Raw genomic sequence first — 14,420 nt, forward strand, 5'->3', positions numbered from 1 at the left:
CCACAGGGGGGGGGGGGGGAGGGGAAAGAAGGGGGAGGGGAGGAGGGGGGAAGGGGGGGGGGGGGGGGTGAGGTTCCCCCCGCCCTTTTGGGTATGGCCCCGGGGCGACAGCGGCGCGCCTCAAGGGCGCGCCGCCGGACGGTCAGGCGTCCAGGGACGCCACGAGGGAGCGGGGACGCAGATCGGTCCAGTGGGTCTCGACGAACTCCAGGCACGCGTCGCGGGTGTTCTCCTCGAAGGCGACGGTCCAGCCGCCGGGCACCTCGGCGAAGGACGGCCAGAGCGAGTGCTGGCCCTCGTCGTTCACCAGGACCAGGAAGCGTCCTTCCGCGTCGTCGAAGGGGTTGGAGCTCATGATGGGGTCCTCCTGAGGGGCGCTGTCAGCCAGTGGATCAGGGATGGCAGGGAGCGCCTCGATGAGGTTAGGCTCACCTAATTAAGATGAGCTTAGCTTTCTCCCCTTCCCTCTCACAAGGAGACGTCAGCCGGTCATGACCGATCCCGCCCCCGGCCGCACGGCCGACGCCGACACGCAGCACGCCTTCGCCGAGTTCGGGCTGCCGGGAGTGCCCGGCACCGACGCGTTCTGGGCGGCGGCCGGAGCACCGGTGTCGGTCCCCGCCGACGGCGGCGGCTGGCAGACGCTGTTCCTGTGGCGCGGGTCCGAGGCGCGCCTCGGCTTCGAGAGCTGGTCCAAGCCCGTGCCGCTGCGGCGCTGGCGCGACTCCGACTGCTGGTACGCCACGGTGCGCACGCCCGCGCGGCTGCGCGTGACGTATCAGTTCCTCGCGGCCGACGGCGCGTACGCCGACCCGTTCAACCCCGCGGGCGCGGGCCCCGACCGGTCCATCGCCGCGACCCCGGACGCCCCGGCGCAGCCGTACTGGCCCGTGGTCGGCCCCGATGACGTGCTGCCCCTGCCGCGCACCCGCCTGCGCTGGGCCAGCGAACGGCTCGGCGGGCGGCGCACCGTGCGCGTCCACCCGGCGGGCGGCGGCGGCCCCGTGGTCCTGCTGCTCGACGGGGACGACTGGCTGCATCTGCACCCGGCGACGACGGCGTTCGACGCGGCCGTGGCCGACGGGGCGATGCCCCCGGTCACCCTCGTCTTCCTGCCCGCCAAGGACCGCGAGGCGGAGTTCGGCTGCCGGCCCGAGCTGTGGGAGGCGGTCAGGGACGAACTCCTGCCGCTGGTGGCCGAGTCCGGCACGCACGCCGACCTCGACCGGCTCGTGGTCGCCGGGCAGAGCCTCGGCGGTCTGAGCGCCGTGTACGCGGCCCTGGAGTTCCCCGGCCTGGTGTCCCGCGTCGCCGCGCAGTCGGCGTCGTTCTGGTGGACGCCCGAGGCCCTGGGCCAGGCGGACCCGCTGGGCGGCCCGGTCGGCGGCGCCATCGCCGCGCGCCTGCGCCAGGGCGCGGACCTGTCGGGGCTGCGGATCGCCTACGACGTGGGCGAGCACGAGACGCGCATGCTGCCCCACTGCGAACTCACCGAGGAACTGACCGAGCGGGCCGGAGCGACCGTGCGCGTCGCGCGCTCGGCGTCCGGCCACGACCGCGCGGGCTGGCGGCACGCGCTCATCAGGGACGTCGCCTGGGCCCTGGCCTGAGCCTCGCCCCGAACCCCCGCCCCGCCCCACGGCGGGGCAGGGCGGCGGCGTTACCGGGCCACGGCCCGGCAGTAGGCCTCGTCGGAGGCCAGCAGGTTGCGGTGCGTGTCCTCGGCGACGACGACGCCCTCATCAAGGACGAGGACCCGGTCGGCGGCGTCGAGCAGGGCCGGGCTGCTGGTGATCACGACGGTGGTGCGGCCCCGGCGCAGCTTCGCGACGTTGCGCGCGATGAGCTGTTCGGTGACCGCGTCGACGGCGGTCGTCGGGTCGTGCAGCACGAGGACCTCGGTGTCGGCGGCGAGCGCGCGGGCGAGGGACAGGCGCTGGCGCTGGCCGCCGGAGAGGTTCGCTCCCCGGTCGCGGACGCCGTAGTCGAGTCCCTCGCGGTGCAGGGCGACGACATCGGTCAGCAGGGACGCCTCGACGGCCTCGGGGACCGAGCCGCTGGTGCCCGAGGGGTCGATGTTGGAGCGCAGCGTGCCCGCGAAGATCTCCCCGTCGTAGGGGTTCACCAGCATGTGCTCGCGCACCGACTCCACGGAGAGCTCCGCGAGCTCCCGCCCGCTGACCCGCACCACGCCCTCGTACGCCTGCGGCGGGACGTTCACGGCGAGGAGCGAGGCGAGGTCGGCCGCCATGCGCGGCTGGTAGACGGCGATCGCCACGAACTCGCCCGCGCCGACGCGGAAGTTCAGCTTGTGCAGGCTGGCATGCCGGACGCCGTCGACCTCCAGGTCGCCGCCCGCCGCCGGGCGCTCGGGGCCCGGCGTCGTCACCGGCGGCGCCGAGAGCACCAGCGCCATCCGCTCGGCCGAGGCGCGCGCGACCATCACGTACTTGGGCATCTCCGAGAACAGCTTGAGCGGCTCCATGATGAACTGCGCGAGGCCCACGGCCATGACGAGCTCACCGATGTTGATCTGGCCGTCGAAGGCCAGCCAGCCCGCCGTCAGGCTCACCGCGGCGGCGAGGACCGCGTTGAGCGCGAGGGCCGTGCCCGCGTAGACGCCGTTCACCCTGGCGACGGTGATCGCCTGGTGCTTGGCCTCCGTGCTGACCTTGCGGTAGGACCCGAACGCGGCGTGGTTGCCGCCGAAGCCGTGCAGCGGGCGCAGGCCGGTGATCAGGTCGGCGACCTTCGCGCCCGCCCGCGCCACCCGGGCCTGCTGCTCACGGGTGCTGGAGCCGATCCGCCGTGACATCACGCTCAGGACCGACAGGATCGCGACGGTGCCCACCATCACGAGCAGGCCGAGCCGGAAGTCGGCGAGGCCGAGCGCGACCGCGGCGACGACCACCGCGACCAGCGAGCTGATGAGCATCGGCACGACCTCGACGATGTCGGCGGTCTGGTCGGCGTCCTCGGTGGCGATGGTCAGGACCTCGCCGGACTTGAGGTCGACGTCCCTGGCCACCGGCTGCAGCCCGCAGGCCGCGACCTTCACCCGCCAGTGGTGTGCCTCGGTCGTGTTGGCCTTCTGCAGGATGCGCATCCCGAACCGCCACGACAGGGACACCGTCGTGATGATCACGGCGAGCGCGCCGATCGACACGGCGAGCGAGCCGAGGCTGCGCTCGTCCCGCAGCGTGTGCTCGACGATCAGGCCGAGCGCGATGGGGAAGGCCGTCTCCCCCGCCTGGTACAGGCCCATGAGGAGGGTGCCCCAGGCCATCGCGCCGACGTTGCGCCGCAGTGCGGCCTTCAGGATGTCGGACCCCGGTCGGGGCCGCTGCGTGTCAGGAGTTGTCATCGAGGTGGCGGGCAATCGCTTCCGGGGTTCGCAGGGTGAACAGGTCACGGATGGTGACCACGGGGCCGTACTCGCGGCGGAGCAGGCCGATCAGGCGTACGGCCAGCATGGAGTGTCCTCCGAGGGACACGAAGTCACTCACGGCGCTCACCTCGTCGTCGTCCAGGTCCAGGGCCTCGGCGAAGTACTCGCACACCACGGTCTCGGTCTCGGTCTCGGGTCCCCGCTCCCCCGCCGTGGTCAGCGCGCCGAGCGGCTTGGCCTCCGGCAGCGCCTTCGTATCAGCCTTCCCGTTCACGGTGAGCGGGATGCTGTCGACCCGCGCGTAGTGCGTGGGGCGCAGGAAGTCCGGGAGCGCGGCGCCGACGTCGGCGGCGACGGCCGCGAGGTCCGCGCCGTCGGGGCCACCAGGGCCATCGAGGACCAGATAGGCGGCGAGCCGGTACGCCCCGTCGACCTGCGGGTCGGGCTGGGCGACCGCCGCGACGAAGCGCACCGCGGGGTGCGCCGCGAACGCGGCCTCGACCTCGCCGAGTTCGACCCGGTGGCCGCGGATCTTGACCTGTTGGTCGGTGCGGCCCAGGTACATCAGGTTGCCGTCGGGCCGCCGGACCACCAGGTCCCCGGTGCGGTACATGCGCTCGCCGCTCGCCGAGAACGGGCAGGCCACGAACCGGTGGGCGCTCTGCGCGGGCTGTCCGAGGTAGCCGCGGGCGATGCCGACGCCCGCCACGTACAGCTCGCCGGGCACGCCGTCGGGCAGCGGCCGCAGCCACGGGTCGAGGACGTACACGTCGGTGTTGTCGATCGCGACGCCCACCACCGGGTCCTGGCACTCGAAGGTGCCGACGCCGAGCGTGTTGATGGTGTACTCGGTGGGTCCGTACAGGTTGTAGCCGACCGTCCCCTCGGTCTCGGCGAGCCGCCGCCACAGCGTCGGCGTGACGGCCTCGCCGCCGAGCAGCACGAGCGCCGGGCGCCGTCCGGGGTGGTCGAGCAGGCCCTCGGCCGCGAGCTGCTGGGCGTAGGTCGGCGTGACGTTGATGACGTCGATGCCGTGCTCCAGGCAGTACGCGACCAGGCCGGGCGCGTCGCGGCGCAGCTCCTCGTCGCAGATGTGCACCTCGTGGCCGTCCGCGAGCCACAACAGCTCCTCCCACGACATGTCGAAGGCGAACGACACGGTGTGGGCGATGCGGAAGACCCGGTGGCCGTGGTCGGCGAGGACCGGCTCGAAGATCCGGCGCTGGTGGTTGACCAGCATGTTGGTGAGTCCGGCGTACTCGGTGACGACGCCCTTGGGCTTTCCGGTCGATCCGGAGGTGTAGATCGTGTACGCGGGGTGGCGCAGGCGGTCCGGGTCGTGCGGGTCGAACGTCACGTACGGCTCGGCGTCGGGCAGCGGCCGGTCGAGCTCGATGAGGTCGCCGGTCAGCCGGGACGCCACGGACCCCACGGTGAGGATCACCTCAGGGCGGGCGTCCGCGGCGATCGCCGCGATCCGCTCGTCGGGGTGGTCGAGCTCCAGCGGGACGTACGCGGCGCCGACGCGCAGCACCGCGAACAGCGCCACGATCGAGTCGAGGGACCGCGGGATCGCGAGGCCCACGGTCCGCTCGGGGCCGATGCCGCGCCCGGCGAGGACGCCCGCCACCGCGCGGCTGCGGTCCCTGAGTTCGGCGAACGTCATGGTCGCGCCGTGGGCGACGAGCGCCACCCGGTCGGGGTCGCGGTCCGCCGCCAGGTCGAACCGGTCGACGACGGTGTCCGTGCCGACGTCCGTGCGCGGGGCGGGGACGGGCCGCTGGCCAAGGCCCGGGAGCGCGCCGAGGGGCCCGGTCGAGGAGGCGACGTCCTCGAGGACGCGCACATAGTCGTCGAGGAGGCGCCGGGCGCCCTCGCTGTCGCCGTCGCGGTGCTCCAGCTTGACGGTGAGCCGCTCGCCGGGCGTGACGACCCAGGTGAACGGGTAGTGGGTGGAGTCGTCGGCGGTCACCGACGTGATGCCGTGCCGGGCGTTCATCTCGGCGAACGCGTCCATGTCCAGGAAGTTCTGGAGCACGAACAGGTTGTCGAACAGGGTGTCGTGGCCGCTGGCGCGCTGGATCTCGCCGAGCCCGAGGTGCTCGTGCTCCATCGCGTCGACCCTGGCCGTCTGCACAGCCTCCAGGTAGTCCCGCACGGTGTCGTCGGGGCGGGCCCGCGTCCACATCGGCACCGTGTTGAGCAGCACGCCGACGACGTCGGACAGGCCCTCGCCGTCGCGGCCGGAGACGGTCACACCGAACACGGCGTCGCCGCGGCCCGTGCGGGCGCCGAGCAGCAGGCCGAACGCGCCGGTGAGGAGGGAGTTCAGAGTGACGCCGTGGGCCTTGGCCGCGTCCCGCAGCAGGTCCGACTGCGCGGCGGTCAGGGTGTGCACGAGGGCGCGCGGCAGGTCGTCCGTGAGGGTCGGCGCGGATCCCGCGAGGAGCGTGGGGCCCGGCAGGCCCGCCAGGTGCTCCGCCCAGAAGCGCTCGGAGACGGCGGGGTCCTTGGCGTCGAGCGCCCTGGCGTAGTCCTCGAAGCTCGGCAGGGCGGGGGCCGGGTCGAGGGACTCGCCCGCGCGGAGGGCCGCGTAGGCGTCGAACAGGTCCCGCAGCACGATCTCGCGGGACCAGCCGTCCCACAGGAGCAGGTGGTAGCTCAGGAGCAGTCCGTCGCCGCCGTCGGGCCTTCGCACCACCGTCAGGCGGATCAGCGGCGCCGCGGCCGGGTCGAAGCCCGTGTCGCGGTCCCGGGCGCGCAGGTCCTCGACCTCCGCGTCCGTCGCCAGGTCGACCGTGTGGACGTCGACGCGGCGGCTGGCCGCCTTGAGGACCTGGACGGGGTTGCCGTCGTCGTCGGTGGCGAAGCCCGCGCCGACGACCGGGTGCCGCCACATCACATAGGACATCGCCCCGGCGAGCGCGTCGGTGTCCAGGCGCCGGTCGAAGGTGAAGTAGCTCTGCGCGACGTAGTGCCCGGCCGTGCCCGCGAGCTGGGCCTGGAAGTACAGGCCGCGCTGGAGCGGGGTGACCGGCGCCGTGCGCTCGGCGCTCGCGGAGGCGTCGGCGAGCTGCCGCAGCGCGTCGAGCCAGTGCCCGGTGAGCGCGTCGGGGACGCCGTCGGCGAGGGTGAAGGCGGTGTGCAGGCTGCCGGTGGCCGCGTCGATCCAGGCGTTGGCCTCGACGGCGTAGGGGCTGCCCTGGTCGCCGCCGGTGAGGTGCACGGCCTGGGACTCGCTGCCCCGGCCCAGGTAGTTGAACAGGACCTGGGGGCGCGCGGTGAGCAGCGGGGCCGTCTGCGGGTTGAGGTACCGGAGCTGGCCGTAGCCGACGTGGGCGCGCTCGTCGGGCTGGCGGGCGGCGACCTCGCGCGCCGCCGCGACAGGGTCGGTGTGCGCGGTCAGGCGCACGGGGGCGATCGCGGTGAACCAGCCGACCGTACGGGTGTAGTCGTGGTGGTCGCGTGCGGGGACGCGGCCGTGCCGCTCGAGGTCGACCGCGAGGTCGCTGGGCGCGTCCTGGATCCGGGTGAGGGCGGCGCGCAGCGCGCCGCACAGCAGCTCCGTGAGTCCCACGCCGAGCGCGGCGGGGGCGGTGCGCGTCACGCGGTCGCTCACGTCGGGCGGCAGCACGACGGTCCTCTCGCGCAGCGCGGCGGCGGCGGGCAGCAGCGCGGGCGCCTGGAGCGTGTCGACCCAGGTCCCGAGGTCGTCGATCGCCTCGGCGGACCGCAGCGTCAGCGCCTCGGCGTACTCCGCGTAGGAGGTGGTCGGCGGCGCGAGGGGCTGCCCGCGCAGGGCGGCGGCCAGGTCGTCGAGCAGGATCAGCCAGGACACGGCGTCGACGGCGAGGTGGTGCACGGTGACGACGAGGGTCCGGCTCGCCTCCAGCCAGGAGAACGCGATGACGTCCCCCGCCTCGGGGTCGAGCCGTCCCGCCGCCTCGTTGGCCGCCGCCGTCGCGTCGGCGGTGTCCGCCTTGACGACGGTGACCTCGCGGTCGGGTTCGGTGCGCGGCGCCCAGGCGCCGTGCTCGACGCGCAGCCGCAGGCGCAGGGCCGGGTGCGCGGCCACGACGGCACGCGCGGCGCGCTCGGCGTCGGCGAAGCCGGTGCCCTCGGGTGCCACCAGGGTGCGCGCCTGGGCGAACCGGTCGAGGGAGCCGCCGAGTTGACGCTGGCGCAGCATGATCGGCGTCGGCGGCAGCGGGCCGTCCTCGCGGTCGGCGGGCCCGGCGGGCACCGGCGTCGGGGTCTGCTCGCCGAGGTGTGCGGCGAGCGCGCGCGGCGTCCGGTGCAGGAACACGTCGCGGGGTGCGATCCGCAGGCCGAGCGCCCTGGCCCGGTTGATGAGGGTGATGGCGACGATGCTGTCGCCCCCGGCCCGGAAGAAGTCGGTGTCGCCGTCGACGTCGGTGTCCGGCAGGGTGTCGGCGAACACCCCCACGAGGGCGGCGAGGGCGGCGGGGGCGGGCGCGTCCCCGGCGGCCGCCGGGGAGTCGTCGCGCGCGGCCCGTGCCGTCAGCGCGGCGCGGTCCAGCTTCCCGTTGACCGTCAGCGGCAGGGCGTCGACGGGCAGCACCCGGCCGGGCACCATGTGCACCGGCAGCTTCGCGGCGAGCTGGGCGGCGAGGTCGCCGGGGGCCCGGCCCACGACGTGCGCGACGAGGTGGTCGCCGCTGTCGGCGACGGTGACGGCCGCGTCGACGACGCCGTCGAGGGCCCTGACGGCCGACTCCACTTCGCCGAGTTCGATGCGGAAGCCCTTGAGCTGCACCTGGTCGTCGGCGCGGCCCGCGAACTCCAGCTCCCCGTCGAGGGTGCGCCGGGCGAGGTCGCCCGTGTGGTACATGCGGGAGCCGTCGCCCTTGAAGGGGTCCGCCACGAACCGGCCCGCCGTGAGGCCCGGCCGCCCGAGGTAGCCGAGCGACACCTGGTCTCCGGCGACGTAGATGGCGCCGACGCGGCCCGGCGGCACCGGCCGCAGCCGGTCGTCGAGCACATGGGTCACGAGGCCGGGGATGGGGCCGCCGATCGGGCTGACGTCGTCGCCGGGGCCGAAGTCGTCGTCGGTGAGCACCCGGTGGGTGACGTGGACGGTCGTCTCGGTGATGCCGTACATGTTGACCAGCTCGGGCGCGGTGGTGCCGTGCCGCTCGACCCAGCCGCGCAGCCGCCCGAGGTCGAGCGCCTCGCCGCCGAAGATGATCCGGCGCAGGGCCGTGGCGGGCCGCTCGGCGTGCCGGTCGGCGTGCCGGTCGGCCTCGATGAACTGGTAGAACGCCGACGGCGTCTGGTTGAGGACGGTCACCCCGCGCTCGCGCACCAGACGGTGGAAGTCGACCGGGGACCGGGTGAGCGCGTAGTCCGGAAGGAGCAGCTCGGCGCCGTGCGCCAGGGCGCCCCACAGCTCCCAGACCGCGAAGTCGAAGGAGTACGAGTGGAACTGCACCCACACGTCGTCGGGCCCGAAGCCCATGTCGGCCTTGGTGTTGGCCAGCAGCGTCACCACGCTGGAGTGCGGGACGACGACGCCCTTGGGGCGGCCGGTGGAGCCGGAGGTGTAGATCACGTACGCGGGGTCGTGCCAACCGGCCCGCGGCGCGGCCGCGTCGTCCCGCGCCGCCAGCACATCGGCGTCCTCGGGGGTCTGCTCGCCCCGCACCAGCACGCGGGCCGAGACGCCCGCCCGCTCCAGGATGCGGGTGAAGCGATCGCGCTGCTCGGGGTCCACGAGCACGACCTGGGGGGCGGCGTCGGCGAGGACGTACTCCAGGCGCTCGTCCGGGTAGGCGAGGTCGAGCGGTACGTAGGCGCCGCCCGCGGTGACGACGGCGACCAGGGCGACGACCTGTTCGGCGGAGCGCGGCACGGCGACGGCGACGCGCCCGCCCGGGCCGACACCGGCGGCGCGCAGCGCGCGGGCCAGCGCGTCCTTGGCCGTGGCGAGTTCGCCGTACGTCAGCGACCTGGTGGCGCCGTCGAGGCCGCACTGGGTGACGGCGGTGGCGGCCGGGTCGCGGTCGGCGGCGGCGTCGAACAGCGCGGCCAGGGTGGTGGGCGCGAGCGGCTCGGGGCGGCGGGAGTCCGCGGGGGCGAGGTCGGCGACGGGGGCGTCCGGGCGGGTCAGCAGGCCGGTGAGGACGCCGGTGAACGTGCGCAGGATGGCCTCGGCGCCGGACTCGCGCAGGAGCGCGCCGTCGTAGATCAGGTTGAAGCGGGGGCGGCCGTCGAGGGCGCGCTCCACGACCAGGGTCAGGGGGTAGTGCGGGGCGCCCTCGTTGACGATGTCGGCGATGACGAGGGAGTCGTCGGTCCTGCGCAGCGCGGCCACGTCGGTGGCGACGTCGAAGACGACGAGGGTGTCGAAGAGGGAGCCGGAGCCCGCCTGGCGGCCGATGCGCGCCAGCGAGACGTGCTGGTGCGGAAGGACCGCGCTCTGGTGCTCGCGCACCGAGGCGAGCAGCTCGCGGGAGGTGGTGGCGCCGGTCCAGCGGGCCCGTACGGGAATGGTGTTGATGAACAGGCCCACCATGTCGCCGATGCCGGGCACGTCCGCGTCGCGGCCGGACACGGTGGAGCCGAACACCACGTCCTCGCCGCGCAGGACGCCGCCAAGGGTGAGCGCCCAGGCGCTGTGCACGGCGACGCTCAGGGGCACACCGGCGGCGCGGACGGCCGCGTCGAGGTCGACGCCCTCCGCGCCGTCCGCGCCGTCCTCACAGAGGGTGAGGGCGACGTCGGCGAACTGGTCGGACGGGGTGTGCCCCTCGGCGACCAGTGAGGGGCCCGGCAGCGCGGCGAGTTCCTCGCCCCACACGCGGTCGCTCTCGTCGTCGTCCTGTCCGGCGAGCCAGCGCACGTAGTCGGGGAAGCCGCCGAGCGGGTACACCGTGCCCGGCGCGTGGTACTCGGCGAGCAGCGCGCGCAGCATCGGCGGCACCGACCAGCCGTCGGCGATGATGTGGTGCACGGTCTGCACGAGAACGGCGCGACCGGCGCCCGTGCGGATCAGCGTGTACCGCATCAGCGGTCCGGTGGCCAGGTCGAATCCGGCGCGGCGGTCCCGCTCGGCGAGGTCGCGGAGCTCCTCGTCGGTGATGCCGGGCCGCTCCAGGGTGGTGAAGGGCGCCTGGGCGCCGCTCTCCAGGACGGAGACGACGCGGCCGTCGGCGAGGGCCACGAACCGCGCGGCCAGGTTCGGGTACAGCGCGAGCAGCCGGGTGGCCGCCGCCGCGAGCCGGCCGGCGTCGACCTCGCCGTCTGTCGTCTCCAGGGTGAGGAGCTGCTGCTCGACGTAGGCGCCCGCCGAGTCGTCGTCGAAGACCGAGTGGAAGTACAGGCCCTCTTGGAGCGGGGTGAGCGGCAGGACGTCGCGCAGCTCAGGACCGTCGAGCGCGTCGACGTCGGCCTGGGTGAGCACCGCCAGCGGGAAGTCGCTGGGGGTGTGCCCGCCCTCGTCGAGCGCGGCGAGCCCGGCGAGGGCGGCCTGGAAGTAGCCGCCGAGGGTGGTGATGTCCTCGTCGGTGAACATCCCCTCGGGCCAGGAGACGGTGGTGACCAGTTCGTACGCGCCGCTCGCCGCGGGTTCGGCGATCGCGTTGAACTCCAGGGCGCGGGGCAGGACCATGGCGGGGTCGCGCTTCTCGCCCAGCTGGCCGGTGGCACCGGCCAGCTGCCAGTCACCGGAGGCGCCCGCGTCGAAGCGGCCCAGGTAGTTGAAGAGCACCTGCGGGGCGGGCGCGTCGAAGTCGGCGTCAGCGAGGTAGCGCAGGGCGCCGTAGGAGACGCCGTTGCTCGGGACCCGGGCCAGGTCCTCCTTGACGGCCTTGAGCGCGGCGGCGAGGTAGGCGGGGGCGGTGAGGTCGGCCGCGCCGCCGGGGTCGACGGTCACCGGGAACAGGGTGGTGAACCAGCCGACGGTCCGCGACAGGTCCGGCTCGAATCCGGCGGCGCCCGCCACGAACTGGCCCTCGCGGCCGTGTCCTTCGAGTTCGACGTGCGCGAACGTCTGGTCCTGGCCGAGGTCGCGGCGCCACCGGGCGAGGGCGACGGAAAGGGCGGTGAGCAGGACGTCGTTGACGCCCGCGTGGAACTTCGCGGGCACGTCGCCGAGCAGGGCGGCCGTGACCTCGGGGCCGACGCTGACGGTGCGCGTGCGCTCCCGGGCGACGGTGTCGGTGGCGGCGAGGGCGCGCCTGCCCACCAACTGGTCCGGGCCCGGCAGGGGCCGCTCGTAGTGGGCGCGGTCGGCGTCGAAGTCGGCCCGCTCCAGGAGCTGCGTCCAGCGCCGGAACGAGGTGCCCGCGGGGGGCGGCTCGACCGGCTCGCCCGCGGTGAACTGCCGCCAGGCCGTGGCCAGGTCCTCCATCAGGACCCGCCAGGAGACGCCGTCGATCACCACGTGGTGGACGACCACGACGAGCTGGCGCGCGGCGCGCCGCCACACGGCACGGAGCATCGCGCCGCCCGCCGGGTCAAGGGCCCCGGTGGCGAGCGCGACGCACTCCTCCAGCGGCCCCGCGCTCTCCTGCCAGAGCCCGGCGGTCTCCCCGGCCTCCGGGATGTCGAAGCTCCAGCGGTCGCCGCGCACCAGGCGTGCGCGCAGCATCGCGTGCCGTTCGACCACGGCGGCCAGGACCTCGTCGAGGGCGTCGGGGGTCAGGTCCGCCGGGGTGTTGAGGACGACCGACTGCACGAAGCCGTCGATCGCGTCGGTGGTCTCGCCGAGCCAGCGCACGATGGGCGAGCCCGCGACGGGACCGGTCGCGGTGTCGGCGTGGTCGACGGCGGCGACGTCCTCGCGGCTCGCGACCGCCGCGAGCGCCCCGAGGACGCTGTGGGTGAAGATCTGCCGGGCCGTCACATAGAGGCCCGCGTCGCGCAGCGCGCTCAGCAGGGAGATGGCGAGGATGCTGTCGCCGCCGAGCTGGAAGAAGTCCTGGTCGACGCCGACCTCGTCCAGCTGGAGGAGGGTCGCGACGGCCGCGCACACCGCGCGCTCGTTCTCGGTGGCGGGCGGGGCGGAGGAGCCCGTCGCGACCACGGGCTCCGGCAGCGCGGCGCGGTCGAGCTTGCCGTTCGCGGTGAGCGGGAACTCCGCGAGGACGACGACGTGGGCGGGCACCATGTACTCGACCATGTGCTCCGTCGCCCACGCCCTGACGTCGTCGGCCTCCAGGTCCTCGCTTCCGGCGGCCGGGATCACATAGCCGACGAGGTAGGTGCCGCCCGCGGCGTTCTTCTTGGCGACGACACAGGTGTGCCGCACGCGCGGGTGCTCCGCGAGGGAGGCCTCGACGTCCTCGATCTCCAGGCGCATGCCGCGGATCTTGATCTGGTTGTCGGCGCGGCCGAGGAAGTCAAGGGATCCGTCAGGGGCGAAGCGCGCGAGGTCGCCGGTGCGGTAGAGCCGGGAGCCGTCGGCGGCGAAAGGATTCGCCACGAAGCGCGACGCGGTCAGGCCCGGGGCGCCCACATAGCCGCGCCCGAGGAGGAACCCGCCGACGTACAGCTCGCCGCCGACGCCGACCGGCACCGGGCGCAGCTCGTCGTCGAGGACGTACAGCTGCGTGTTGGGGTTGGCCTTGCCGATCGACGTCGACAGGCGTTCGGCCTCCCCGCGGTAGATGACGTGCGAGACGCCGATGGTCGTCTCGGCGGGGCCGTAGCCGTGGTACATGGGGATGTCGAGCCGGGTGCGGAACCGTTCGTACAGCTCGGGTGTGAGCACCTCGCCGCCGCACCACACGTGCCGCAGGCTGTCCAGGCGTCCGGAGTCGCCCGCGATCTCCAGGAGCACGTCCAGCATGGACGACACCAGATAGGTGAAGGTGACGCGCTGCTCGGCGATCACGCTGAGCAGGTGGTGCGGGTCGCGTTCGCCGCCGGGCCGAAGGACCACGAGCCTGCCGCCGCTCACCAGCGGCAGGAAGATCTCGTTGATGGAGATGTCGAAGGACAGCGGCGCCTTGAACAGGGAGGCGTCGTCGTGGCCGAAGCCCAGGATCTCGCCCACCTGCCACAGCAGGCGCTCGCTGATCGCCTCGTGCCGGATCATGGCGCCCTTGGGCCGCCCGGTCGAGCCGGATGTGAAGATCACGTACGCCAGGGCGGTGCCGGGCGTGGTGAGGTCGGGTCCTTCGACGGGGTGGTCGCCGTAAGCCCAGTCGTCCAGGTCGACGGCGACGGCCTCCGGTTCGCCCGTGGCGTGCTCGCCGGAGTCGTTGAGCTGCGCCACGACGTGGGCGTCGGCGATGACGACGGCCCTGCGCGCGGCGGGCCACCGCGGGTCGAGCGGCACGAAGGCGCCGCCCGCCCGCAACACGCCGAGCAGGCCGATGACCATCTCCGCGGAGCGGCCGAGCGAGACGCCGACGACCTGCTCGGGGGCGAGGCCACCCGCGCTGAGGTGGTGGGCCAGCTGGCCGGAGAGCTCGGCTGCCTGACGGTACGTCAGCGAGCGGCGCTCGTCGACGATGGCGATGGCGTCGGGCCTGCTGCGGGCCTGCTCCAGGAACATCTCGACCAGGGTCGGGCGGACCCGGTCGGCGTCCGTGTCGTTCCACTCGGCCAGGGTCGCGAGCCGGTCGGCCACGCCGGCGGGGCCGATGGTGCCGAGCGGGCGGTCGGGGAAGTCGGCCAGGTCGTCGAGGGCGGTCCTGGCGTCGTCGAGCGGGACGCCGTCGGGCACCGCGATGCTCCGCCCGTCGGCGCCGACCTCCCAGCCTGCGGGCCCGGCGCCACCGCTGTCCACCCAGCCGAGGACGTCGGCGAACAGGGTGGCGGGGGTCAGGTCGATGCCCTCGGGGCCCTGGCCATCGGCCCAGAACGACAGGCCGATGGCGCACGCTTCGGTGAGGGTCCTGTCGGAGTACTCACCCGCGCGCCGCCGCACCTCGGCCAGGCGAGCGGGAGAGAGCTGGACGAGACGAGCGCCCGGCTCCCGCGCCGAAGCCATCGAATCCTTCGGATCCTTCGAAGACACGGCAGACATCCCAGATATCCCAGACATCGCAGACTCAGCGTTTCC

4 protein-coding genes are annotated in these 14,420 nt (G+C 74.1%); 1 reads left to right on the top strand and 3 read right to left on the bottom strand.

The window, feature by feature from the left end:
* Positions 1-142 precede the first annotated feature (142 nt).
* Positions 143-355, bottom strand: coding sequence for an MbtH family protein (locus AC07A4_RS22020; protein WP_478601236.1), 213 nt, complete (start codon positions 353-355; stop codon positions 143-145).
* Positions 356-491: 136 nt separating this feature from the next.
* Between AC07A4_RS22020 and AC07A4_RS22025 the strand changes: the two genes are divergently transcribed.
* Positions 492-1,610, top strand: a complete 1,119-nt coding sequence (locus AC07A4_RS22025) for an alpha/beta hydrolase-fold protein (protein WP_478601238.1) — start codon at positions 492-494, stop codon at positions 1,608-1,610.
* A gap of 50 nt (positions 1,611-1,660) precedes the next feature.
* On the opposite strand, the gene AC07A4_RS22030 is transcribed toward AC07A4_RS22025, so the two are convergent.
* Together AC07A4_RS22030 and AC07A4_RS22035 are read right to left on the bottom strand one after the other, a co-directional pair.
* The gene (locus AC07A4_RS22030; protein ID WP_478601240.1) at positions 1,661-3,364 is read right to left on the bottom strand and encodes an ABC transporter ATP-binding protein; all 1,704 of its coding nucleotides are present in this window, start codon (positions 3,362-3,364) and stop codon (positions 1,661-1,663) included.
* Positions 3,351-14,348: a non-ribosomal peptide synthetase gene (locus AC07A4_RS22035; protein WP_478601242.1), complete on the bottom strand. Its 10,998-nt coding sequence runs from the start codon at positions 14,346-14,348 to the stop codon at positions 3,351-3,353. Before AC07A4_RS22035 ends, AC07A4_RS22030 begins: the two co-directional genes overlap by 14 nt.
* Between the last annotated feature and the right edge of the window lie 72 nt (positions 14,349-14,420).

The sequence above is a fragment of the Streptomyces sp. NPDC043996 genome, from assembly GCF_056435225.1.